This window comes from Sulfuricella sp., assembly GCF_035531155.1.
GTDB lineage: Bacteria > Pseudomonadota > Gammaproteobacteria > Burkholderiales > Sulfuricellaceae > Sulfuricella.
Genome location: NZ_DATKTK010000056.1, coordinates 116,234 through 139,415 on the forward strand (window position 1 = coordinate 116,234; position 23,182 = coordinate 139,415).

Genomic DNA, 23,182 nt, shown 5'->3' on the forward strand with positions numbered 1-23,182 from the left:
CGACATGGCAAGATATGACAATATTTTCGAGTACGAGAAAGATCTCGACGGCAAAGGCCTCAGGATCGGCATCGTGATGAGCCGCTTCAATATCGACGTGTGCGAGGGGCTGCTTGGCGCCTGCACCGCGACGCTGCTGAAGCAGGGTGTGGCGGAGAAGGACATCGTTCTGGCAACCGTGCCAGGCGCGCTGGAAATCCCGCTGGTGCTGCAAAAAATGGCCAAGAGCGGCAAATTCGACGCGCTGATCGGGCTCGGCGCGGTGATTCGTGGCGATACCTACCATTTCGAGCTGGTTTCCAACGAAGCCGGCAGCGGCGTGACCCGCGTCGTGCTGGATGCCGGCATTCCCATCGCCAACGGCGTTCTCACCACCGATACCGACGAGCAGGCACTGGAGCGGATGAGCGAGAAGGGCAGCGATGCCGCGCTGGTGGCGATTGAGGTAGCGAAGCTGCTGAAGAGACTATGAGCAGCGAAAAAAGAGTCGACAAGGCACCGAAAAAAAGCCGGCGCAAGGCGCGGGAATTCGGGGTGCAGGGCCTGTACCAGTGGAAGCTGACGGGTGGAGACGCCAATACCATCCTGAGCCAGTTGCGTGAGGAAAAGGAATACCCGAAGATCGACGAAGAACACCTGGCAGTCCTGCTGCATGGGGTAATCGGTCAGGCGCAGGAACTGGATGTGCTGATCGCGCCCTACATCGATCGGCCTACCGGCGATCTGAGCCCGGTGGAACATGCCATCCTGCTGCTGGCCGCCTTCGAAATGAAGCATCACCCGGAAATTCCCTACCGCGTCATCATCAACGAGGCGGTCGAGCTGGCCAAGACCTACGGCGGCACGGATGGCCACAAGTTCGTCAACGGCGTCCTGGACAAGCTCGCCGCTCAGGTGCGGGCGGTGGAGGTTAACGCAAAACTTGAACCGCAGAGACGCTAAGACGCGGAGAAAAGCCGGGCCCTTTCTTATTTTGAGCTTAGGTGCGCCAGTTTGAATGAAATTTATTTTCTGGGATTAATGGTTTTTGAAGTCCTCTGCGCCTCTGCGCCTCTGCGGTAAAGCAGAAGTATGCCGTCCGAATTCGACCTGATCCGCCGTTTTTTCACCCGCGAAACGCCCAGTGCCGTGCTCGGCGTGGGGGATGATGCGGCGCTGTTGGCGCCTACTCCCGGCATGCAACTGGCGGTGTCCACCGACATGCTGGTGGAAGGGCAGCATTTCGCCCCCCAGGATGGGCCCGGAACGGTCGGCCACAAAGCTCTGGCGGTGAATTTGTCCGACATGGCGGCCATGGGGGCTACGCCGCGCTGGGTGACGTTGGCGCTCGCCTTGCCGGGGGCGGATGAAATCTGGCTGCGCGGTTTTGCCGGCGGTTTTTTCAGTCTGGCGCAAAAATTCGGCGTGGAGCTGGTGGGGGGCGATACCACGCGCGGACCACTGAACATCTGCGTGCAGATCATCGGCGAAGTGCCACCGGGACTAGCGTTGCGTCGGGATGGTGCGCGCGGTGGTGACGAGATATGGGTGTCCGGTGTGCTGGGTGACGCTGCACTGGCGCTGGCCCACTTGCAGCGCCGGGTCGAGCTGATGCCGCTAGAAGCTGCATCCTGCCTGCCCAGGCTGCGCGTGCCGCAGCCGCGGGTCGCACTGGGCCTGGCACTGCGCGGCGTGGCCAGCTCTGCCATCGATATATCCGACGGGTTGCTGGCCGATCTGGGGCATATCCTGGAATGCTCCGGAGCGGGCGCGGAAATCCATTTTGAGGCATTGCCGCTGTCCGAAGTGGCAAGCCGCTATATCGAGCAGGAAGCGGTACAAAACTGCGTCCTGGCCGGGGGCGACGATTACGAGCTGTGCTTTACCGCGCCGCCTGAAAGACATGCCGAGGTTCTGTCCATCGCGCAGCGAATCGGCTTGCCGCTTGCCTGCATCGGGATTATTAAGGGTACGACAGGGTTGAGCGTCCTTCGGGCCGGCCAGACCATGACCATCAAGGCGACCGGATTTGACCATTTCGCCTAAATTCGTATTCAGCCATCCGGCCCATTTTCTGTCCTTCGGTTTCGGCAGCGGGCTGAGCCCCGTGGCACCGGGCACCGCTGGAACGCTGGTGGCGTTTCCGCTGTATTGGCTGATGCTGCACTGGCTCAGCGGGACGGCCATTCTGGCGGTCATTCTGCTGATGTTCGCGGTGGGCGTGTGGGCTTGCCAGCACACCGGCCAGGCGCTGGGCGTGCCGGATTACGGCGGCATCGTCTGGGACGAGATCGTGGCCTTCCTGCTGGTGCTCTGCGTCACCCCGCCGACGCTGGGCTGGTACGCGGCGGCTTTCTTGCTGTTTCGCCTGTTCGATATCTGGAAGCCGTTTCCCATCCGTCAGCTCGACGAGCGGATCAAGAACGGTTTTGGCGTGATGCTGGATGATCTGCTGGCGGCGTTGTATGCCGTGATCGTCTTGAAAGGGGCGTTATGGATAATCACCCATTAGCCGAGCGCGCGCTGTTCGAGCTGGCTGAACAGGTCGGTGCGGCACTCAAAATTCGCGCCATGAGGCTGGCTACGGCGGAATCCTGCACCGGGGGTTGGGTCGGAGAAGCGGTGACGGCGGTGCCGGGCAGCTCCGATTGGTTCGACCGGGGCTTTATCACCTACTCTAACGAAGCCAAGCGGGAGATGCTGGGCGTTGCCGCGGCGACGCTGGAGCAGCATGGCGCGGTCAGCGAGCCGACCGTGCGGGAGATGGCGTCCGGGGCGCTGAACAACAGCCGCGCCCAGGCGGCGCTGGCGATCAGCGGCATCGCGGGTCCCGGCGGCGGCACGGCGGAAAAGCCGGTGGGCACGGTCTGGATCGCCTGGGCTTTTGCAAACGGTGCAGTGGCGAGCGAAAAACGGGTATTTGCCGGAGACCGGCGCGAAGTGCGGCAACAGGCGGTGGAAAGAGCGTTGCAGGGGTTGCTGGAGTGCCTGGAAAGAGGGCGTGATGAAGGGGGTATGAAGCATTGATAACGTGCTGTTGAGGGTCAAGCAGGCGCATCCGGATCCGCTTACCTGCGCTGCATACTTGTGACATAATTGAGCGGTTGATTTTAAGGGAAATACCATGGACGAAAACAGAAACAAGGCGCTGGCTGCCGCACTATCCCAGATCGAAAAGCAGTTCGGCAAGGGCTCTATCATGCGCCTCGGCGATGGCGAAGTGGTCAAGGATATCCAGGTGGTTTCCACCGGTTCGCTGGGGCTGGACATCGCCCTCGGCGTGGGCGGCCTGCCGCGCGGACGGGTGGTGGAGATCTACGGGCCGGAATCCTCCGGCAAGACCACGCTGACCCTGCAAGTGATCGCAGAAATGCAGAAACTCGGCGGCACCGCCGCCTTTATCGACGCGGAGCACGCGCTCGATCCGCAGTACGCACAGAAGCTCGGCGTGCAAGTTTCCGACCTGCTGATTTCCCAGCCCGACACCGGCGAACAGGCGCTGGAAATCGCCGACATGCTGGTGCGTTCCGGCTCGGTGGATATCGTGGTGATCGACTCGGTGGCGGCACTCACCCCCAAGGCCGAGATCGAGGGCGAAATGGGCGACTCCCACATGGGCCTGCAGGCCCGGCTGATGTCTCAGGCGCTGCGGAAGCTCACCGGCAACATCAAGCGCACCAATACCCTGGTGATCTTCATCAACCAGATCCGCATGAAGATCGGTGTCATGTTCGGCAACCCGGAAACCACCACCGGTGGCAATGCGCTCAAATTCTACGCCTCGGTGCGCCTGGACATCCGCCGCACCGGCGCGATCAAGAAGGGCGAGGAAGTCGTCGGCTCGGAAACCCGCGTCAAGGTGGTCAAGAACAAGGTGGCGCCGCCCTTCAAACAGGCCGAATTCGACATCCTCTACGGCGAGGGCATCTCGCGCGAAGGCGAGATCATCGAGCTGGGCGTGCAGCACAAGATCGTCGAGAAATCCGGCGCCTGGTACAGCTACAAGGGCGAGAAGATCGGCCAGGGCAAGGACAACTCGCGCGAGTACCTGAAGGAGCACAAGGACATCGCCACCGAGATCGAGGCCAAGGTGCGCGCCGCGGTCGGCGTAAGCGGCCTGCCGGCGACGGTCGATCCCGATACGGTGGATGCCTGAACCCAGCCGATTGATGCAGGGAACCGGCCATGGCGCGTGACGCCTTGACCGTCAGGCAGCGGGCGTTGAATTACCTCGCGCGGCGCGAATATACCCGCGATGAGCTGTATCGCAAGCTGCTGCCTTACACCGAGGAATCGGACTCTCTCGAAGACCTTCTGGCTGATTTCAAGGCACGCGGCTGGCTATCCGAGCAGCGCTTTGTCGAGCAGGTGGTTCATGCGCGTAGCGGCCGCTACGGAAGCCGGTATATTGCCCACGAACTGCGGGAAAAGGGGGTCGCCGAAGAACTGATCGCGCAGGCCCTGCCGCAGCTGAAGGAAAACGATCTGGAAACCGCCCGCACGGTCTGGGCGAAAAAATTCGGCAAACGGCCGGAGGATGCCAAAGAACGTGCGAAGCAGATGCGTTTTTTGCAAAGCAGGGGGTTCGGTCTGGATGTGATCGGCAAGCTGCTGAATGGCAGTGACGGGTGAAATCTGTGCCGGTTGGAAATTGAAGAGGGTATGCAATGAAGAAAATACTGTTGGCTGCGACTTGTGCGGGTCTGCTGGCATTGTCCGGCTGCGACTATTTGCCGTTCGGATTCACCCCGGTGAAGGAGATCGTGACCTCTCCCGGCCAGTTCGAAGGCAAGGAAGTTAGAGTCAAAGGCAAGGTCAAAGACATTATTAAAGTTCCGCTGGTCGACCTTAAGATGTATGTGCTGGATGACGGTAGCGGCGAGGTGACGGTTGTGACTCGGGAGAGTTTGCCGGCTGTAAACGAAACCGTTTCACTCAAGGGTGTCGTCGAAAGTATGGCAATCATGGGTGGCGAGTCGATTGGTCTGCGTATCAAGGAAACGAAGCGGCTTTAGCGTAGTTGGCGCGTAATGCGCGCATTTAAGGATATTGTGTTTTGGGAAAGCAAGAATGAAAAGCAGTGAAATCCGCCAGAAATTTCTCGATTATTTCGCTTCCAAGGGCCATGCCGTGGTGACGTCCAGCTCCCTGGTGCCTCACGACGACCCCACCCTGCTGTTCACCAACGCCGGGATGAACCAGTTCAAGGACGTGTTCCTCGGTTTCGACAAGCGTCCCTATACCCGTGCCGCCAGCTCCCAGAAGTGCGTGCGCGCCGGCGGCAAGCACAACGACCTGGAAAACGTCGGCTACACGGCCCGGCACCACACCTTCTTCGAGATGCTGGGCAACTTCAGCTTCGGCGACTATTTCAAGCGCGAGGCGATCCACTACGCCTGGGAACTGCTCACCGACGTGTTCAAGCTGCCCAAGGACAATCTGTGGGTCACCGTTTATGCCGAGGACGAAGAAGCCTACGCCATCTGGACCAAGGAAATCGGCGTGCCCGCCGAGCGCGTCATCCGCATCGGCGACAACAAGGGCGCCCGCTATGCCTCCGACAATTTCTGGATGATGGGCGACACCGGCCCCTGCGGCCCCTGCACCGAAATTTTCTACGACCACGGCGCGGACATCTTCGGCGGCCCGCCCGGCAGCCCGGACGAGGACGGCGACCGCTACATCGAAATCTGGAACAACGTCTTCATGCAGTTCAACCGCGACGAACAGGGCGTCATGCACCCCCTGCCCAGGCCATCGGTGGACACCGGCATGGGCCTGGAACGCATTTCCGCCGTGCTGCAGCATGTGCATTCCAACTACGAGATCGACCTGTTCCAGGCCCTGATCAAGGCCGCCGCACGGGAAACCCATTGCGCCGACCTGGACAGCCCCTCATTGAAAGTGCTGGCCGACCACATCCGCGCCTGCTCCTTCCTCATCGCCGACGGCATCATCCCCGGCAACGAGGGCCGCGGCTACGTGCTGCGCCGCATCATCCGCCGCGCCATCCGGCACGGCTACAAGCTGGGCGCCCGCGCTGCCTTCTTCCACAAGATGGTGGCCGACCTGGTGACCGAGATGGGCGACGCCTACCCGGAGCTGAAGCAGAGCCAGGCTCGCGTCACCGAGGTGCTGAAGCAGGAAGAGGAGCGCTTCTTCGAGACCATCGAGCACGGCATGGCAATTCTGGAGGCGGAACTGGCTAAACCTGTGAGCGAGGCCGCCTCGTTATTCGGCGGCAAGGTGTTCAACGGCGAGACTGCCTTCAAGCTGCACGCTACCTATGGCTTTCCGCTCGACCTGACGCAGGACGTATGCCGCGAGCACGGTGTCACGGTTGATATAGCTGGTTTCAATGCCGAACTGAAAAAGGATCAGGAACAGTCGCGCGCCGCCGGCAAATTCAAGATGGCGGCCGCCCTGGAATACAGCGGCCAGCCCACCACCTTCCACGGTTACGAAAAGCTGGAAGTGGCCGGTGCCAAGATCACCGGCCTCTACGTCGACGGCAGCCCGGTAAAGGAAATGACCGCCGGCCAGCATGGCGTGGTGGTGCTCGATAATACCCCGTTCTACGCCGAATCCGGTGGCCAGGTCGGCGACGCTGGCGAGCTGGTTTCCGGCGCTGTCTGTACCACCCTGTTCGCAGTGGAAGACACTCACAAGATCCAGGCTGATGTTTTTGGCCATCACGGCGAACTCAAATCCGGCAGCCTCAAGCTTGGCGATGCCGTCACCGCCCGCGTGGATGGCGCCCGCCGCGCCCGCACCCAGCGCAACCATTCCGTCACCCACCTGATGCACAAGGCGCTGCGCGAAGTGCTGGGCAGCCATGTGCAGCAGAAAGGCTCGCTGGTCGACCCGGACAAGACCCGTTTCGATTTCGCCCACAACGCGCCGGTGACGGCCGAGGCAATCCGCAAGGTGGAAGAAATCGTCAATGCTGAAATTCTTGCCAACGTAGCTACGCAGTCCCGCGTCCTGCCCATTGAGGAAGCCCAGAAACTGGGTGCCATGGCCCTGTTCGGCGAAAAGTACGGCGACGAGGTGCGGGTGATCGACATCGGCAGTTCGCGCGAACTGTGCGGCGGCACCCATGTGGCCCGCACCGGCGACATCGGCCTGTTCAAGGTGGTGGCGGAAAGCGGCGTGGCCGCCGGAGTGCGGCGTATCGAGGCGGTCTGTGGTGATAACGCGCTGGCACTGGTGCAGCAGCAGCAGATGCTGCTGGCGGGCGTGGCCGAGGCGCTCAAGGCCCAGCCGCAGGAAGTGGAAGCCCGTGCCATCCAGGTTCTCGATCACGTGAAGGCCCTGGAGAAGGAACTCGCCCGGCTCAAATCCAAGCTGGCTTCCAGCCAGGGCGACGATCTCGCCGCTCAGGCAGCGGATATCAAGGGCGCCAGGGTGCTGGCGGCGGCCATCGAAGGCGGCGATGCCAAAACCCTGCGTGAAACCCTGGACAAGCTCAAGGACAAGCTCAAATCGGCGGCCATCGTTCTGGCGGCGGTGGAGGGCGGCAAGGTGACGTTGATCGCCGGCGTAACTGCCGACCTGACTACAAAAGTGAAGGCGGGCGAACTGGTCAATTTCGTTGCCCAGCAGGTGGGCGGCAAGGGTGGCGGACGGCCGGACATGGCCCAGGCGGGTGGCACCGAGCCGGACAAACTGCCTGCTGCGTTGGCTTCGGTAAGGGATTGGGTGGCCGGACGGTTGTGAGTTTCTAGTCTTCTGCCGCTTCGTTGAGCTGGTTTGCCCAGCGCATGGCTTCGATCTGGGCTTGCACCAGGTTGCCCTGGTTAAGCTGCATGTCCGCCAGCAAGCCTTCTGCGGCACCGAAATCGTTCTGCTCAATTTTCTCCACCAGGAGCAGCAGATTCCCCAGTTTTCCCTCATGCTTCAGTAGCGCGTTTTCGACATCGCTTGCCAGGTTGGCCTGCTTGACCACTTCCCCCATCGGCATGCCGAGCAGGGTGTCGAGCAGCGACATGATGCCGGTCATGAAGGCGCGGTCGTGGTGATCCTTGTCCCGTTCAGACTGCGCTACGGCCAGCAGCTCCATCAGCTTGCCGCGGGTGGCGGCCAGTTCCAGCAGCGGGTTTTGCATGTCGCCGCCCTGGTTGACGAACAGCAGTAGCTGCAGCCAGCGCTGTAGCTGCTGCCGCCCCAGCACGACAATAGCCTGCTTGAGCGAGCTGATCTTGTGGCGCGTCCCGACCGCGACCGAATTCACCAGGCGCAACAGGTTGTAGCTGAGCGAGGGGTCGCGTTTGAAAGCCTGTTCGATTTCCTGCGTTTCGGCATCACCCAGAATCAGCTCTACCAGCTTCAATAGCGTCAGCTTGGAGGAATCGGCGCGTTTGCCGCTCAGCACCACCGGGCGGGCAAAATAGTAGCCCTGAAACAGGTCGAAGCCGAGCCCCTTGCATTGAACGGCCTGATCGATATCCTCGACTTTCTCAGCCAGCAGTTTCACCGGCCAGCGCTTGATATGGCTGACGTATTTTTCCAGTGCCTCCTGCCCCATCTGCGGCAGGTCGAACTTGACCACTTCCACGATATCGAGCAGCGGCTCGAATTGTGAGTCGCCGGCGAAATCGTCCAGCGCCAGGCTGAAGCCCATCGCCTTGAGTTCCCGGCAGCGGCTGATGATTTGATTGTCGACGCGGATGGTTTCGAGCAGCTCGATGACGACTTTATCTTGCGGCAGCAGTTCGATCATGTCGGACAGCAGCAGGTCGGCACTGATATTGATGAAACCTTTCTTGTCCCCGAGCACGCTGGCGATCCCCAGTTCGCTGAAGGCGTGGGTAATGACGTGCGCTGTGGCCAGCATGTCATCGGTAACGTTGGCGCTGAGGCCCTGACTGGAAGAGCGGAACAGCAACTCGTAGGCAACGATATGCTGATTGCGGTCGAGGATAGGCTGGCGGCCGAGAAAGATGTCTTGGAGGCTATCGGACATAAGAACGGATAATGTCCTTATCCGTTCTGTCCGTCAATCAGGTAAAACCCTAGGTGGAATAAGGGTTGGCGGGTTTATTTGCGCTTGATGTAAAGGTCGGTAATCGAACCTTCCACCATTTCCGCTGCGAAACCCAAGGTTTCCGACAGGGTTGGGTGGGGGTGGATGGTCAGCCCGAGATCCTGCGCGTCCGCGCCCATTTCCAGCGCCAGCACGGCTTCAGCGATCAGCTCGCCGGCATTGCTGCCGACGATGCCGGCGCCGAGGATGCGGCGGGACTCCTTCTCGACGATCAGCTTGGTGATGCCCTCGTCGCGGCCGATGGAGAGCGCACGGCCGCTGGCTGCCCAGGGGAACGACGCCTTCTCGTAGGCGATGCCCTGCGCCTTGGCTTCGGTCTCGGTCAGCCCCATCCACGCCACTTCCGGGTCGGTGTAGGCGACCGAGGGGATGGTGCTGGGGTCGAATGCGGCCTTGTGGCCGGCAATCACTTCCGCTGCTACCTTGCCTTCATGCGACGCCTTGTGCGCCAGCATCGGCTGGCCGACGATGTCGCCGATGGCGAAGATGTGCGGAAGGTTGGTGCGTTGCTGCTTGTCCACCGGGATGAAGCCCTGATCGTCGATCCGGATGCCGGCGTTTTCGGCGCCGATCAGCTTGCCGTTGGGGCTGCGGCCCACCGCAACCAGCACACGGTCGAACAGCTGCGGTGCCGGTGCGTTGTCTCCGCCGAAGGTGGCGAGGATGCCGTCCTTCCTCGCCTCCAGTGCCGCCACGCTGGTATCGAGCAGGATGGCTTCGTAGAGTTTCTCGATGCGCTTCTGCAGGGGCTTGACGATGTCCGGGTCGGCGCCGGGCATGAGTTGCGGGCCGCGCTCAACCACGGTGATCTTTGCGCCGAGCGCATGGTAGACGGTGGCCATTTCCAGGCCGATGATGCCGCCGCCGATGACCAGCATTCTTTTCGGAATGTCAGCCAGCTGAAGCGCACCGGTCGAGTCAATCACGCGCGGGTCGACCGGGAAGGTCGGGATTTTCACCGCCTGCGATCCGGCAGCGATGATGGCGTTGTCGAAGGCCACCGTGACTTCGCCATCAGCGGTTTCGACACGGATGTGATGGGGGGCGACGAACTGGCCGACGCCGCGAATGACCTGGACGTTGCGCTGCTTCGCCAAGGAGCCCAGCCCACCGGTGAGCTTGGTGACCACGCTTTCTTTCCAGGCACGGATCTGGTCGATATCGATTTTCGGCTTGCCGAAGCTGACGCCGTGGTGGCTGACCTCTTCCGCCTCGGAGATGACCTTGGCGACATGCAGCAGCGCCTTGGAGGGAATGCAGCCGACGTTGAGGCAGACGCCGCCGAGACTTGGATAGCGTTCGATCAGGACTACCTTCTTGCCCAGGTCGGCGGCGCGGAAGGCGGCGGTGTAGCCGCCCGGGCCGGCTCCCAGTACTACCACGTCGGCCTGGATTTCCGCTGCGGATATCGTAGTGGCCGCTTCGGCAGCAGGCTGTTCAGGGGCTTTCGGCTGCTGGACTGGTGCACTTTCCTGTTCGGCTTCCAGGGTAAGAATCAGCGATCCCTGGGCAACTTTGTCGCCGACTTTCAGCTTGAGTGCTTTGACCACGCCGGCGTGGGAGGAAGGAATCTCCATCGTCGCCTTGTCGCTTTCCAGCGCGATCAGCGAGTCGTCCTTCTGGATTCTGTCACCCGGCTTCACCAGAATTTCGATGACGTCGACGCTCTTGAAGTCGCCTATGTCCGGCACGGTCACTTCGATAATTTTTGGCATTCTGGATTCCTTAAAATCTTTTCACCGCAGAGGCGCGGAGGCGCAGAGAAAATCTCATTAGAGGCAATACAGTCACGGCGAGATCCTTACGGTTTTCTCTGCGTCTCTGCGCCTCCGCGGTTCAGAAAGGTTATAGCAACAGCCGCCGCACGTCCGCCAGCATCTGGCTCAGATCGGTGATGAAGCGCGCGCCCTGGGCGCCGTCGATGACGCGGTGGTCGTAGGACAGCGACAGCGGCAGCATCAGGCGCGGCACGAATTCCTTGCCGTTCCACACCGGCTTCATGGTGGCGCGGGAGATGCCGAGCACCGCCACTTCCGGCAGGTTGATGATGGGCGTGAAGAAGCTGCCGCCGATACCGCCCAGGCTGGATATGCTGATGCTGCCACCCTGCATTTCGCCGGGGGTGAGCTTCTTGTCGCGCGCCTTCTGGCTGATGGTCATCAGCTCGCGCGCCAGATCCAGCACGCCTTTCTGGTCGGCATTGCGGATCACCGGCACCACCAGTCCGTCCGGCGTGTCCACGGCCATGCCGATGTGGATGTATTGCTTGAAAACCAGGCTCTCGCCGTCTGCGGAGAGGGAGGTGTTGAAGTTGGGATGGGCTTTCAGCGCCGCTGCCATGGCCTTGATCAGGAAGGCCGGCAGGGTGAGGCGGACGCCCTGTTTCTGTGCCTCGTCGCTCATCGCCTTGCGGAAGGCTTCCAGTTCGGTGATGTCGGCTTCCTCGTGCTGGGTGACATGGGGCGCGGTGACCCAGTTGCGGTGCAGGTTGGCGCCGGATACTTTCTTGATCTTGGTGAGCGGCCTGACTTCGATCGCGCCGAATTTGGCAAAATCCACCTGCGGCATTTCCAGCACCGACAGACCGGTACCGCCGGCAGCGCCGCCACGCGGGCGCGACAGCTCGGCCTTGACGAAGGCCTGCACGTCTTCCTTCAGGATGCGGCGCTTCGGGCCGGAACCGTTGACCAGGGCGAGGTTGACGCCCAGTTCGCGGGCGAAGGCACGCACCGACGGGCTGCCGTGTACTTTTGTATTTTCGCCGATATCGGCATGCGGTGCCGGGGCAACCGATGCGGCAGGCGCAACTGGGGCCACGTCCTTGATAGGCTCAACGGCCGCCGGTGCTGTGGTTACAGGAGCTGCCGGTTGCGGTGCGGCGGCTGCCGGTTTTGCTGCCGGAGCCTTGCCCTCTTCTGTGACTTCCATCAACAGGATCAGGCTGCCTTCGGAAACCTTTTCTCCCACCTTGGTGCGTACGGCGGTGACCTTGCCGCTCCAGGGTGCAGGGATGTCCATTGTGGCTTTGTCGCTTTCCAGCGTAATCAGCGCGTCTTCGGCCTTGACGATGTCACCTTCCTTGACCAGTACCTCGATCACGTCGATGGAGTCGAAATTGCCGATGTCGGGAATACGGACTTCTTTTATTGTGGGCATAAATTCCTCCCTAAACCGTTACGGGGTTGGGTTTGTTCGGATCGATGCCGTATTTGGCGATCGCTTCGGCCACCTTGGCGGCGGGGATCACGTTCTCGTCGGCCAGCGCCTTGAGCGCAGCCACCACGACATGGTAGCGGTCGACCTCGAAGAAGCGGCGCAGGTTTTCGCGGCTGTCGCTGCGGCCGAAGCCGTCGGTGCCGAGCGTCACGTAGTGGCGCGGCACGAAGTTGCGGATCTGGTCGGCGTAGGCTTTCATGTAGTCGGTGGAAGCAATGACCGGGCCGGAACCGTCCTTCAGGCATTTCTCGACGTAGGTCGTGCGCTGGGTGTGCTCCGGGTGAAGCATGTTCCAGCGCTGCACGTCGAGGCCCTCGCGGCGCAGCTCGTTGAAGCTGGTGACGCTCCAGATGTCGGCAGACACGCCGAAATCGGCTTCCAGCAGATCGGCTGCCGCAATCACCTCGCGCAGTATGGTGCCGGAACCCAGCAGTTGCACCTTCATCTTCTTCTTCGGTGCGCCGCGCTTGAGCAGGTACATCCCTTTCAGGATGCCTTCCTCGGCGCCCTTGGGCATCGGCGGATGAACGTAGTTTTCGTTCATGATGGTGATGTAGTAGTAGACGCTTTCCTGATCCTTGTACATCCGGCGCAGGCCATCCTGGATGATCACCGCCAGTTCGTAGGCATAGGTCGGGTCGTAAGTGACGCAGTTGGGAACGGTCGAGGCCAGGATGTGGCTGTGGCCGTCCTCATGCTGCAGTCCTTCTCCGTTCAGGGTGGTGCGCCCCGCCGTGCCGCCCATCAGGAAGCCGCGTGCGCGGGCGTCGCCCGCCGCCCAGGCGAGGTCGCCGATGCGCTGGAAGCCGAACATCGAGTAGAAGGTATAGAACGGGATCATGGCCTGGCCATGGTTGCTGTAGCTGGTGCCTGCAGCCAGCCAGGAGGAGAAGGCGCCGGCCTCGTTGATGCCTTCCTCGAGGATCTGCCCGTTCTTGTCTTCCTTGTAGTACATCACCTGATCGGCATCCTGCGGCTCATAGAGCTGGCCGACCGAAGAATAGATGCCGAGCTGGCGGAACATGCCTTCCATGCCGAAGGTGCGCGCCTCGTCCGGAATGATCGGCACGATCAGCTTGCCGATCGCCTTATCCTTGAGCAGGGTGGAAAGCACCCGCACAAAGGCCATGGTGGTGGAAACTTCGCGGTCTCCGGTGCCGGCAAGCTGGCTTTCGAAGGCAGACAGGTCGGGCACGGCAAGCGCCTCAGCGGCCTTGCGCCGCGCCGGCAGGTAGCCGCCCAGCGCCATGCGGCGCTCGCGCAGGTACTGCATTTCCGGGCTGTTTTCGGCCGGCTTGTAGAAAGGCACCTCGGCGACTTTGTCGTCGGGAATGGGGAGGTTGAAACGGTCGCGGAACTGCTTGAGCGACGCTTCAGACATTTTCTTCGCCTGGTGGGTAATGTTCATGCCCTCGCCCGATTCGCCCATGCCGTAGCCCTTGACCGTCTTCGCCAGGATCACGGTCGGTTGTCCCGTGTGCTGCATCGCCGCGGAGTAGGCAGCATAGACCTTGAGCGGATCGTGACCGCCGCGGTTGAGGCGCCAGACGTCCTCGTCCGACAGGTGGGCAACCATTTCCAGCAGCTCGGGATATTTGCCGAAGAAATGCTGGCGCACGTAGGCGCCGTCCTTGGATTTGTAGTTCTGGTAGTCGCCGTCGACGCATTCTTCCATGCGTTTGCGCAGCAGGCCTTTCTTGTCCATCGCCAGGAGCGAGTCCCAGTGGCGGCCCCAGACCACCTTGATGACGTTCCATCCGGAGCCGCGGAAGTCCGCTTCCAGCTCCTGGATGATCTTGCCATTGCCGCGCACTGGGCCGTCCAGTCGCTGCAGGTTGCAGTTGATGACGAACACCAGGTTGTCGAGTTTCTCGCGCGAGGCCAGGGAAATCGCACCCATCGATTCCGGCTCGTCGGTTTCGCCGTCGCCGAGGAAAGCCCACACCTTGCGCCCCTCGGTTTTGACCAGGCCGCGGTCCTGCAGATACTTCATGAAGCGTGCCTGATAGATCGCCGTGAGCGGACCGAGGCCCATCGACACCGTGGGGAACTGCCAGAAATCCGGCATCAGCCAGGGATGCGGGTAGGAGGGCAAGCCCTTGCCGCCCACTTCCTGGCGGAAGTTGAGGAGCTGGTCTTCCGTGATCCGGCCTTCGAGGAAAGCGCGGGCATAGATGCCGGGGGCCAGGTGACCCTGGATATACAGCAGATCCCCGCCGTGGTCTTCCGTTGGAGCGCGGAAAAAATGGTTGAAGCCAACTTCGTAGAGCGTAGCAGCGGACTGGTAACTGGCGATATGGCCGCCGACGCCGGGGCTTTGCTTGTTGGCGCGCATCACCGTGGCGATGGCGTTCCAGCGGATAAAGGCACGGATGCGGCGCTCCATGGCGAGGTCGCCGGGGCAGCGGTCTTCCTGGTGCACCGGGATGGTGTTCAGGTAAGCTGTGTTCGCGGAAAAAGGCAGGTGCGCGCCGGAACGGCGGGCCTTTTCGGTCAGTTTTTCCAGCAGAAAGTGGGCGCGCTCCGCGCCTTCCCGTTCCAGCACCGCATCGAGGGCATCCAGCCACTCCTGCGTCTCCTGCTGATCGATGTCCGGAATTTCTGACATTTTGTAATCTCCTGATTAAACAGCGTAATATTTTTTCTATCTGTAAGTCTTATAGCTTTTCTTGAGATTTTTAGACTTGGGTAAGAGCGTATTATCTTTTACCCGGGCTGGAAAGTGAATTAATTTTTTTCTTGATTGATCAACTCCGGCGATAATGGTTAAACAGTCAGGATAGTTATTGGAGCGGAAATGATAAAGATAGTACAAAACCCATCCCCGGTGTCGGACAATGCACTTGCCAAGGCATCCCATGTGCTGTTCGTCATGCCGAAGACGAAAAGCCTTGCCGTGACCATGCCCGGAGTCGACACCCTGCAGGCACGCCTGGCGCGCCGCCATATGAAGCCGGAAGAGCTGGCCAAAACACCGTTGAGCGGCGACTTGAAACCGGGCACGCTGGCCATCTGGGTGATGCTGGATACCGGGCAGACGACATTCGAGCGGCACACGCTGATGCGCAAGGCACTGCAGCCATTGCTGGATGAGCACCCCAAGGAAATTGCCATCGTCGTCCTGGGCGGTGCGGAGGAACGCCGCCTGGCAGCTGAAGCGGCAATCTATGCGGCCCTGGTTAACAGCGCCGTGCTGCCGCAGCGCAAGAAAAAGGACGAGCGCCGCCCGCTGCAAAAAATTGCCTTGCACGGTTACAAAGCCGAAGACGACTTCATCCTGCTGCGCGGCCAGGCCGAAGGCAATGAGCTGGCACGGGAACTGACCATATTGCCCGCCAACGAACTGACCCCGGGACTGTACCGCGAACGCATACGCAAGCTGGCCAAGGAGAATGGATGGAAATGCGCTGAATACGACATGAAGAAGCTGCGCAAGATCGGGGCGGGGGCGTTCGTTGCCGTGGCTCAGGGCAGCAGCGAGGATGATGCCGCCATCGTTCATCTGCGCTATCGCCATCCCGAAGCCAGGAAAAACATCGCCCTGGTCGGCAAGGGCATCTGCTTCGATACCGGTGGCCACAACCTCAAGCCTGCCCGCTACATGCACGGCATGCACGAAGACATGAATGGCTCCGCGGTCAGCCTGGGCATACTGCTTGCCGCCACTCGCGCCAATCTCCCGCTCAACATCGACTGCTGGCTGGCTCTGGCGCAGAACCACATCAGCCCCAAGGCTTACAAGCAGAACGATGTGGTGACCGCGCTCAACGGTACCACTATAGAAATCATCCACACCGACGCCGAAGGGCGCATGGTGCTGGCCGACACCCTGACCCTGGCGGCGCGCGAGAAACCCGATTTGATCGTCGATTTCGCCACCCTCACCGGCAGCATGGCTACCGCTCTGGGTGCGCGTTACAGCGGCATCTTTTCCAACCGTGAAAAGTTTGTTGAGCAGGCGGTGGCGGCCGGGAAAATTTCCGGTGAGCGGGTCTGCGCCTTCCCGCTCGACGCGGACTACGAAGAGGGGCTGGACAGCCAGATCGCCGACATCAAGCAGTGCTCCATGGAGGGCGAGGCCGACCATATCCTTGCAGCGCGTTTCCTGATGCGCTTCATCGAGGATGCGCCGTGGCTGCACGTCGATCTTTCCTCCAGCAACTGCAAGGGTGGCTTGGGCGCGGTGGCGTCTGATGTCAACGGATTCGGTGTGGGCTGGGGGATGGCGCTGCTACGCGGTTTGAAATAAAAAAGTCGGGAAATTCGTCATTCCCCGGCTTGATTTATGAACAGCTAAGGAAGCGCTGATTTATTCGCTCCGTTTGGGCTCAGGCCGAGCGGATTTAACCCGCTTTTCCCTAATGCCGAGCGGAGTTGGATATGGTTTGCGGCGCTCGCTGGCCTAGTGGGTGCGCTGAGCGGTCTAGCCGCAGTGCTTTGCAAATGGCCGCCTCCACACGGACGCGCAGCAAGCGGCGCGCTCCTGAACTCGAACGTTAAGCCCCGCTGTTGTTGGCTGGTTAATCGATAGTCAGCACGATCTTGCCGGCAGTATGCCCTTCCTCGATCAGGCGGTGTGCTTCCGCCGCTTGATCCAGCGAAAAGGTCTTGCTGACCTCGATCTTCAGCTTGCCCGCCTCGAACAGCTTCTTCCCGGCTTCGAGGATGCGGGTCTGCGCGATGCGCGCCTGGTGCGCGCCGAAATAGGCCGGGCCGAGCATTAGCTCGAAATGGATGCTTTGGCTCCTGAGCCGCGCCAGCTTGATCTGGCTGGCCGTGCAGTCGGATTGCAGCAGGGTGACGATCTTGCCGTAGAGCTTGGCGGCGGCGAAGGAGCGGCAGAAGGTGTCGCCGCCCACGGTGTCGAACACCGCGTCCACGCCTTGGCCGTCGGTCCAGTCGAGGGCGGCATGGACGAAATCTTCCTGGGTGTAGAGGATGACTTTCTCCGCGCCCAGCTTGTTCACCCAGGCCGCTTTTTCTGCGCTGCTGACGGTGGCAGCCACGCGGATGCCCATCTCTCTTGCGAGCTGCACCGCGACATGGCCGACGCCGCCGGCGGCAGCGTGGATCAGCACGGTCTGGCCTTCCTTGAGTTGGGCGCGGTCGTGCAGTGCTTCCCAGGCGGTGATCAGCACCAGCGGCAATGCGGCGGCCTCAATCATGGACAGGTTTTTCGGCTTGGCGGCGGCGCAGTCTTCATGGACTACCGCGTATTCGGCATAGTTGCCCGGTTCGCCGCCGATGCCGCCGTTGAAGAAGTACACCTCGTCGCCCGGTTTGAAGCGGGTCACGGCGTTGCCTATGCTCTCCACCACGCCGGCGCCGTCGCAGCCCAGCACCGTGGGCAGCCTGTCCGGGAAGTAGGTGCCGTCCTTGCGCAGCTTGGTGTCGATCGGGTTCACGCCGGCGGCCTTGAGGCGCACCAGCAGATGCACCGGGCTGGGCAGCTCGGGCAGGGGCAACTCGGCGATTTGCAGGACTTCGGGGCCGCCGGGGGCGGCCATCAGCATGGCTTTCATATGTTCTCCTGAAAAAAACTTCTGCGTTTCCGCGGCTGGCTTAGCCTTGCCGCTTGTCCCAGCCGAAGCGGTTGAAACGTTGCCAGCGGTTTTGTTTGTCCATCAGTTTGTTGGCGGGGTTTTGGACCTGCTTGCGGCGTAGCGCTTCCTGCTTCTCCGCCAGTAGTTTTTTCAATTGTTCGTTGGCTTTCATGCCCGAAGTATATATTTTCTCGCCACCCATTTCCGCACTTCCTCCAGCGCGAGCATGGCAAAAGCGAAGGGGAGCACGAACAGCCAGACATTCAGGCCGATCGGCGCGGTGCCGAATACCAGGTTGCCCCAGGGCGTGTAGTCGATGGCCAGGATCAGGGAAATTTCGGCAGCGACACCCCACAGGATCAGCCAGTTGCCGAGCGGCCCCTGGCTGAAAATCGATTCCGTGCCGCTGCGGCACAGGAACACGTTCATCACCTGCATCACGATGATGGCGGAGAGGGTGGCGGTGGTGGCCTGCAAATAGATGGGATCGAGTGGCGAAAGCATCTCGCCGTAGCGCCATCCGACATTGTTGAGCATGAAGAAGAACGCCGCCATTGCCGCTGCCGCTTCCATTATTCCGAGGAACAGGTAGGCGCGCGCCGCCAGCGGCCAGTTGAGCAGGCGTTCGCGGCGGGCGCGCGGCGGCTGCTGCATCACGCCGGGATGCGGCTTCTCCATCCCCAGCCCCAGCGCCGGCAGCATGTCGGTGCCGAGGTCCACCGCCAGGATCTGGATGATGGTCAGCGGCAGGGGAATCCTGAACAGGACAAAGGCGAGGTAGGGCACCAGTTCCGGGATGTTGGAGGTGAGGATGTAGGTGAGGAACTTGCGGATGTTCTCGAACACGGCGCGGCCTTCCTCGATGGCGGCGACGATGCTGGCGAAGTTGTCGTCGAGCAGCACCATGTCGGCGGCTTCGCGCGCCACATCGGTCCCGGAAAGACCCATGGCGATGCCGATGTCGGCCTTTTTCAGCGCCGGTGCGTCGTTGACGCCGTCGCCGGTGACGGCGACGGTTTCCCCTTTTTTTTGCAGCGCGGTGACGATGCGCAGCTTCTGGTCGGCGCCGACCCGGGCGAAAATGATTTCCGGCGCATCCAGCGCAAGCTGCAACTGGATATCGGACAGCCGTCGCAGTTCCTCGCCGCAGATGACAACCGGGGCTTCGCCACGGATCAGGCCGATTTCGCGGGCGATGGCTCGGGCGGTATGGGGGTGATCACCAGTGACCATGATGACGCGGATGCCGGCGTCAAAGCATTTGCGGATGGCATCCGGCACTTCCGGGCGCGGCGGGTCTTCCAGCCCCACCAGGCCGAGCAAGATCAGGTCGTGTTCTGGATTCCCCTTCGGCTCTTCTTCCGCCACCGTGCGCCAGGCGAAGGCGAGCACGCGCAGTCCTTTTTCCGCCAGGGCTTCCTGCGCAGCGGCAAATTTTTCGCGCAGTTCCGGGGTGAGAGACAGGGTTTTCGCGCCAATCTGCACCCGCGTGCACAAGGGCAGCACCATTTCCAGGGCGCCCTTGGTGTAGAGAGATAGTCCTGTCGGCGTGCGGCATAGGGTGGAAAGCCGTTTGCGGTCGGTGTCGAAGGGCACTTCGCCCACCTTGGCGTAACTTGGGGGCTTCAGCAACACGCCCTGTGCCATGCGCACCAGCGCGATTTCCATCGGATCGCCGAGCAGTTCGGGGGCGCCGTTTCTTTCGGTGGTCTGGAGGTTGTGGCAGTGCAGCGCAGTCTCGAAAAAGCAGCGGTTGTCTTCCGCCAGTGCGGGGTCAAGGGTCAAGTCGGTGGCGGCGCGTAACTCGCCGGCGAGGAAGACCTTCTTCGCCGCCATCCGGTTCTGGGTGAGGGTGCCGGTCTTGTCGGTGCAGATCACGGTGGCGGAGCCCAGCGTTTCCACCGCGGGCAGGTGGCGCACCAGGGCGTTGCGTTTGGCCATGCGCTGGGTGGCCATGGCCAGCGCCAGGGTGACGGTGGGCAGCAGGCCTTCGGGCACGTTGGCGACGATGATGCCGATGGCGAAAATCAGGCTTTCCCAGAAAGGGAGTCCGATCGCCTGGCCAATCAGGAAAAAAATTGCACCGAGCAGGCTGGCCAAGGCTGCTACCAGGCGGCTTACGCGCGCAATCTCGCGCTGCAATGGGGATGGCGCTTCCCTCGCAGTCTGGGTCAGGTGGGCGATTTTGCCGAATTCGGTATGCATGCCGGTGGCGAACACTACCGCCCGTGCCTCGCCGGATACCAGCGAGGTGCCGGCGAGCAGGACGTTGCGTGCAAGAAGCAGGTCCTCCTCCTTGCAGGGTTCGGTATTTCTGGCTTTGGGCAGGGATTCTCCGGTGACCGTGGCGTTGTTGACGCGCACACCGAAAGCTTCGACCAGTCGGCAGTCGGCGGGGATGTCGTCGCCTGCCTGCAAGATAAGAATGTCTCCGGGAACCAGTTCGACGGCCGGGATTTGCTCGATGATTCCGCTGCGGAGCGCCATTACCTGGTGTGGCAGAAGGTTTTCCAGTGCGGTCAGGGCTTTTTCGGCGCGGTACTCCTGCCAGAAGGAGAAAATGCCGTTGATCAGGATCACGCCGAGTATGGCCCAGCCCAGCATCGCCATGCCCTTGCCGGGGTCGCTGAATTCCGCGACGAAGGCCAGCGCCGCGGCCAGCCACAGGATCAGGGCGAAAAAGTGGGTGAACTCCTTGAGGAAGCGCAGCGCCAGCGGCTCCTTTTTGACCCGCTCCACCCGGTTTGGCCCGAATTCCTTGTGTCGGCGTGCGGCTTCGCGAGCGGACAGCCCCTCGGGGCGGCTGTTGAGACTCCTGATCGCGTCTTCGACGGTGAGGTGGTGGATTTTCATGGCCAAAAGCCGGTTATGGGCACTTATGTTAAACTTAGCAGGTTGATTTTGCGAGATGAAATAAAATGTCCGGCAATACCCTCGGTAAACTTTTTTGTGTCACCTCCTTCGGCGAAAGCCACGGCCCGGCAATCGGCTGCGTGGTGGATGGCTGCCCGCCCGGCATGGCCTTGAGCGAGGCGGATATCCAGGGCGAGCTCGACCGGCGCAAGCCCGGCACTTCGCGCCATGTGACCCAGCGGCGCGAGTCGGATACGGTGGAAATTCTCTCGGGCGTGTTCGAGGGCAAGACCACCGGTGCTCCCATCGCCCTGCTGATCCGCAACGAGGACCAGCGCAGCAAGGACTACGGCAACATCGCCGAGACCTTCCGTCCCGGCCACGCCGATTACACCTACTGGCACAAGTACGGCATTCGCGACCACCGTGGCGGCGGGCGTTCCAGCGCGCGCGAAACCGCGGTGCGGGTGGCGGCGGGGGCGGTGGCGAAGAAGTGGCTGAAGGAGCGCTATGGCGTGGAAATTCGCGGCTTCCTTTCCCAGCTCGGCCCGATCGAGGTGCCGTTCAAGTCTTGGGCGGACGTGGGCGAGAATCTCTTCTTCGTGGCTGATGCCAGCTACGTGCCGCAACTGGAGGAATACATGGACGCCCTGCGCAAGTCCGGCGACTCGGTCGGCGCAAAAGTCACCGTGGTGGCGCAAGGCGCGCCGGTGGGCTGGGGCGAGCCGGTGTACGACCGGCTCGACGCCGAGATCGCTTATGCCATGATGAGCATCAATGCGGTCAAGGGCGTCGAGATCGGTGCCGGTTTCGCTTCGGTGGCGCAGAAGGGCAGCGAGCATGGCGACGAGCTGACGCCGCAGGGCTTCCTTACCAACCACGCCGGGGGCATCCTCGGCGGCATTTCCACCGGCCAGGACATCGTTGCCCACCTCGCCATCAAGCCCACCTCCAGCATCCGCATTCCGCGCCACTCGATCAACAAGGCAGGCGAGCCGGTGATGGTGGAGACTCATGGTCGGCACGACCCCTGCGTCGGCATCCGCGCCACGCCCATCGCCGAGGCGATGCTGGCGCTGGTGCTGATCGACCATGCCTTGCGCCACCGCGCTCAGAATGCCGACGTGGTTTGCGATACGCCGCGAATTCCGGCTAGCGCCGGCAGCTAATCCTTGGTCTTGCCGACGTTATTGCTGGCTCCTTATGATTGCCGCCATGCGCCCTGTAGGGCGGATGAGCGAAGCGTTATCCGCCGAATGTTCAATCCACCGAAATGATGTGCGGCAATCCCATACGGCGGAAGGCGCTACGCTTTTCCTTCCTACGCGGACTGGATCCGTTCTCTCCATGAGAGTGTGGGAGCGTATTGCGGGTGTTTTCCGCCGTGGTCGCGGTTGGGCGTTGCCGGTGCTTGTTCTTTTTTCCCTATGTTTTCAGCTTTTTATGCAGTCGCCCGTAGCTCGCGCAGTGGATTTTCCACCGCCGCCGGCGATGTTGGCGAACGTCTATCGCAGTGGTACGCCGCTGGCCGACTATCTGGTCAGTGAGAAGCTGGATGGGGTGCGCGGCTACTGGGACGGCGAAAAGCTGCTGACGCGTGGCGGTGAACGAATCGAGGCACCCGCATGGTTCACCGCAGGGTGGCCTGATTTCCCCCTGGACGGCGAGTTGTGGGTCGGGCGAGGGCGGTTTGCCAGTGCCGTTTCCATCGTCCGGCAGAAAACGCCGGATGACGCCGCATGGCGTACGCTGCGTTTCATGGTGTTCGATCTGCCGGGCCATCCCGGACCCTTCATTGAACGTAACGCGGCGCTGAAGTCCTTGCTTGCCGGGCTTGCGCTTCCCTGGGTACGTCCGGTCGAGCAGTTCAAGGTGGCCGACCGGGCCGGATTGCGCGTCGCGTTCGATCGGGTGGTCAAAAATGGGGGTGAAGGGCTGATGCTCCATCGCACCGCGTCCCTTTACCAGGCCGGGCGCAGCGACGACTTGCTCAAGCTGAAGCCGTACCAGGACGCTGAAGCGAGGGTCATTGCGCATCTGCCGGGCAAGGGCAGACACCTGGGCGTGCTCGGCGCCTTGCTGGTGGAAACGGCGGAGGGGCTGCGATTCCGCATCGGAACGGGATTTTCCGACGCTGAGCGGCGAAACCCGCCTGCGCCGGGAAGCTGGGTGACCTATCGCTATATCGGACTGAACGAAGGCAGCGGCATTCCCCGGTTCGCCAGTTTCATGCGGGTGCGGGAGGATATGCCCGGCGGGGAGAAGTAGAAGTCGCAGGTTGGTTCACTAACCTGGAAAAGTACCGACTTGATCTGACATGTAATGCCTGAAGTCTGTACTCTTTGGGCTGCTTTGTGCCTGCCAAGAGCGGAAGTTCAGGCTGAGCGGCACGACCGTCTCTTGTTCGGCCATAGCAGTCGGTCGCGCCAGCTGAAATTTATTCGTTGAGAATGATCAAATGAATGTCCGTCCCTTCAGGCAAGAAAGAAATAGGTACGGTCACGCGCCGACCGAGAGCTTGTTCAACAGCCTGAAGCGCGTTGTT

19 protein-coding genes are annotated in these 23,182 nt (G+C 61.6%); 12 read left to right on the forward strand and 7 right to left on the reverse strand.

All coding sequences use genetic code 11. The features are described from left to right. The first annotated feature begins 4 nt into the window (after positions 1 to 4). The 9 genes from ribH (at position 5) to alaS (ending at position 7,698) form a co-directional block, all read left to right on the forward strand. A complete protein-coding gene (ribH, locus tag VMV64_RS12960; RefSeq protein WP_325330978.1) occupies positions 5 to 472 on the forward strand; it encodes a 6,7-dimethyl-8-ribityllumazine synthase in 468 nt (155 codons plus the stop codon). Next, a complete protein-coding gene (gene nusB, locus VMV64_RS12965; protein WP_325330980.1) occupies positions 469 to 942 on the forward strand; it encodes a transcription antitermination factor NusB in 474 nt (157 codons plus the stop codon). Before ribH ends, nusB begins: the two co-directional genes overlap by 4 nt. A gap of 129 nt (positions 943 to 1,071) precedes the next feature. Next, entirely contained in the window at positions 1,072 to 2,025 is a 954-nt protein-coding gene (gene thiL / locus VMV64_RS12970) for a thiamine-phosphate kinase (RefSeq protein ID WP_325330982.1), read from the forward strand. Next, on the forward strand, positions 2,009 to 2,491 hold the full coding sequence (locus tag VMV64_RS12975; protein ID WP_325330984.1) for a phosphatidylglycerophosphatase A: 483 nt from the start codon (positions 2,009 to 2,011) through the stop codon (positions 2,489 to 2,491). The genes thiL and VMV64_RS12975 overlap by 17 nt, the downstream gene beginning before the upstream one ends. After that, positions 2,473 to 3,006, forward strand: a complete 534-nt coding sequence (gene pncC / locus VMV64_RS12980) for a nicotinamide-nucleotide amidase (protein ID WP_325330986.1) — start codon at positions 2,473 to 2,475, stop codon at positions 3,004 to 3,006. The genes VMV64_RS12975 and pncC overlap by 19 nt, the downstream gene beginning before the upstream one ends. 97 nt (positions 3,007 to 3,103) lie before the next feature. Then, a complete protein-coding gene (recA, locus tag VMV64_RS12985; protein WP_325330988.1) occupies positions 3,104 to 4,135 on the forward strand; it encodes a recombinase RecA in 1,032 nt (343 codons plus the stop codon). Between the two features lie 29 nt (positions 4,136 to 4,164). Beyond that, positions 4,165 to 4,611, forward strand: a complete 447-nt coding sequence (recX, locus tag VMV64_RS12990) for a recombination regulator RecX (protein WP_325330990.1) — start codon at positions 4,165 to 4,167, stop codon at positions 4,609 to 4,611. Between the two features lie 35 nt (positions 4,612 to 4,646). Continuing rightward, positions 4,647 to 4,994, forward strand: coding sequence for a hypothetical protein (locus tag VMV64_RS12995; RefSeq protein ID WP_325330992.1), 348 nt, complete (start codon positions 4,647 to 4,649; stop codon positions 4,992 to 4,994). Between the two features lie 55 nt (positions 4,995 to 5,049). Further along, positions 5,050 to 7,698, forward strand: coding sequence for an alanine--tRNA ligase (alaS, locus tag VMV64_RS13000; RefSeq protein ID WP_325330994.1), 2,649 nt, complete (start codon positions 5,050 to 5,052; stop codon positions 7,696 to 7,698). A gap of 4 nt (positions 7,699 to 7,702) precedes the next feature. Here alaS and VMV64_RS13005 read toward each other — a convergent pair whose 3' ends face one another. The 4 genes from VMV64_RS13005 to aceE form a co-directional block, all read right to left on the reverse strand. Continuing rightward, complete coding sequence (locus VMV64_RS13005) at positions 7,703 to 8,944, reverse strand: EAL and HDOD domain-containing protein (RefSeq protein WP_325330996.1); 1,242 nt, start codon at positions 8,942 to 8,944, stop codon at positions 7,703 to 7,705. Positions 8,945 to 9,018: 74 nt separating this feature from the next. After that, positions 9,019 to 10,740 (reverse strand): dihydrolipoyl dehydrogenase, encoded by a 1,722-nt coding sequence (gene lpdA, locus VMV64_RS13010; RefSeq protein WP_325330998.1) that lies wholly within the window; start codon positions 10,738 to 10,740, stop codon positions 9,019 to 9,021. 130 nt (positions 10,741 to 10,870) lie between these two features. Further along, positions 10,871 to 12,181, reverse strand: coding sequence for a dihydrolipoyllysine-residue acetyltransferase (aceF, locus tag VMV64_RS13015; RefSeq protein WP_325331000.1), 1,311 nt, complete (start codon positions 12,179 to 12,181; stop codon positions 10,871 to 10,873). A gap of 10 nt (positions 12,182 to 12,191) precedes the next feature. Further along, on the reverse strand, positions 12,192 to 14,849 hold the full coding sequence (gene aceE, locus VMV64_RS13020; RefSeq protein WP_325331002.1) for a pyruvate dehydrogenase (acetyl-transferring), homodimeric type: 2,658 nt from the start codon (positions 14,847 to 14,849) through the stop codon (positions 12,192 to 12,194). A 189-nt stretch (positions 14,850 to 15,038) separates the two neighbouring features. Here aceE and VMV64_RS13025 point away from each other — a divergent pair, with 189 nt between their 5' ends. Then, entirely contained in the window at positions 15,039 to 16,490 is a 1,452-nt protein-coding gene (locus VMV64_RS13025; protein WP_325331004.1) for a leucyl aminopeptidase family protein, read from the forward strand. A 271-nt stretch (positions 16,491 to 16,761) separates the two neighbouring features. Here the strand turns inward: VMV64_RS13025 and VMV64_RS13030 are convergent, their stop codons facing one another. The 3 genes from VMV64_RS13030 to VMV64_RS13040 are packed head-to-tail and all read right to left on the reverse strand — an operon-like array spanning position 16,762 to position 20,637. Then, positions 16,762 to 17,763 (reverse strand): zinc-dependent alcohol dehydrogenase family protein, encoded by a 1,002-nt coding sequence (locus VMV64_RS13030; RefSeq protein WP_325331006.1) that lies wholly within the window; start codon positions 17,761 to 17,763, stop codon positions 16,762 to 16,764. A gap of 40 nt (positions 17,764 to 17,803) precedes the next feature. Continuing rightward, positions 17,804 to 17,938, reverse strand: a complete 135-nt coding sequence (locus tag VMV64_RS13035) for a hypothetical protein (RefSeq protein ID WP_325331008.1) — start codon at positions 17,936 to 17,938, stop codon at positions 17,804 to 17,806. A gap of 14 nt (positions 17,939 to 17,952) precedes the next feature. Then, positions 17,953 to 20,637: a cation-transporting P-type ATPase gene (locus VMV64_RS13040; RefSeq protein ID WP_325331010.1), complete on the reverse strand. Its 2,685-nt coding sequence runs from the start codon at positions 20,635 to 20,637 to the stop codon at positions 17,953 to 17,955. A 65-nt stretch (positions 20,638 to 20,702) separates the two neighbouring features. On the opposite strand from VMV64_RS13040, the gene aroC reads away from it, so the two are divergent. Then, positions 20,703 to 21,806: a chorismate synthase gene (gene aroC / locus VMV64_RS13045; protein WP_325331012.1), complete on the forward strand. Its 1,104-nt coding sequence runs from the start codon at positions 20,703 to 20,705 to the stop codon at positions 21,804 to 21,806. A 274-nt stretch (positions 21,807 to 22,080) separates the two neighbouring features. Continuing rightward, entirely contained in the window at positions 22,081 to 22,905 is an 825-nt protein-coding gene (locus VMV64_RS13050; protein WP_325331014.1) for a DNA ligase, read from the forward strand. Positions 22,906 to 23,182: the final 277 nt, after the last annotated feature.

What these genes read in the sequence shown, in the direction of transcription:
- recA (WP_325330988.1), top strand. Translation starts at nt 3,104, where the DNA reads ATGGACGAAAACAGAAACAAGGCGCTGGCTGCCGCACTATCCCAGATC.
- recX (WP_325330990.1), top strand. Translation starts at nt 4,165, where the DNA reads ATGGCGCGTGACGCCTTGACCGTCAGGCAGCGGGCGTTGAATTACCTC.
- pncC (WP_325330986.1), top strand. Translation starts at nt 2,473, where the DNA reads ATGGATAATCACCCATTAGCCGAGCGCGCGCTGTTCGAGCTGGCTGAA.
- ribH (WP_325330978.1), top strand. Translation starts at nt 5, where the DNA reads ATGGCAAGATATGACAATATTTTCGAGTACGAGAAAGATCTCGACGGC.
- VMV64_RS13040 (WP_325331010.1), bottom strand. Translation starts at nt 20,637, where the DNA reads ATGAAAATCCACCACCTCACCGTCGAAGACGCGATCAGGAGTCTCAAC.
- VMV64_RS13030 (WP_325331006.1), bottom strand. Translation starts at nt 17,763, where the DNA reads ATGAAAGCCATGCTGATGGCCGCCCCCGGCGGCCCCGAAGTCCTGCAA.
- thiL (WP_325330982.1), top strand. Translation starts at nt 1,072, where the DNA reads ATGCCGTCCGAATTCGACCTGATCCGCCGTTTTTTCACCCGCGAAACG.
- lpdA (WP_325330998.1), bottom strand. Translation starts at nt 10,740, where the DNA reads ATGCCAAAAATTATCGAAGTGACCGTGCCGGACATAGGCGACTTCAAG.
- VMV64_RS12995 (WP_325330992.1), top strand. Translation starts at nt 4,647, where the DNA reads ATGAAGAAAATACTGTTGGCTGCGACTTGTGCGGGTCTGCTGGCATTG.
- aceF (WP_325331000.1), bottom strand. Translation starts at nt 12,181, where the DNA reads ATGCCCACAATAAAAGAAGTCCGTATTCCCGACATCGGCAATTTCGAC.
- aceE (WP_325331002.1), bottom strand. Translation starts at nt 14,849, where the DNA reads ATGTCAGAAATTCCGGACATCGATCAGCAGGAGACGCAGGAGTGGCTG.
- aroC (WP_325331012.1), top strand. Translation starts at nt 20,703, where the DNA reads ATGTCCGGCAATACCCTCGGTAAACTTTTTTGTGTCACCTCCTTCGGC.
- VMV64_RS13005 (WP_325330996.1), bottom strand. Translation starts at nt 8,944, where the DNA reads ATGTCCGATAGCCTCCAAGACATCTTTCTCGGCCGCCAGCCTATCCTC.
- VMV64_RS13050 (WP_325331014.1), top strand. Translation starts at nt 22,081, where the DNA reads ATGCAGTCGCCCGTAGCTCGCGCAGTGGATTTTCCACCGCCGCCGGCG.
- alaS (WP_325330994.1), top strand. Translation starts at nt 5,050, where the DNA reads ATGAAAAGCAGTGAAATCCGCCAGAAATTTCTCGATTATTTCGCTTCC.
- nusB (WP_325330980.1), top strand. Translation starts at nt 469, where the DNA reads ATGAGCAGCGAAAAAAGAGTCGACAAGGCACCGAAAAAAAGCCGGCGC.
- VMV64_RS13025 (WP_325331004.1), top strand. Translation starts at nt 15,039, where the DNA reads ATGATAAAGATAGTACAAAACCCATCCCCGGTGTCGGACAATGCACTT.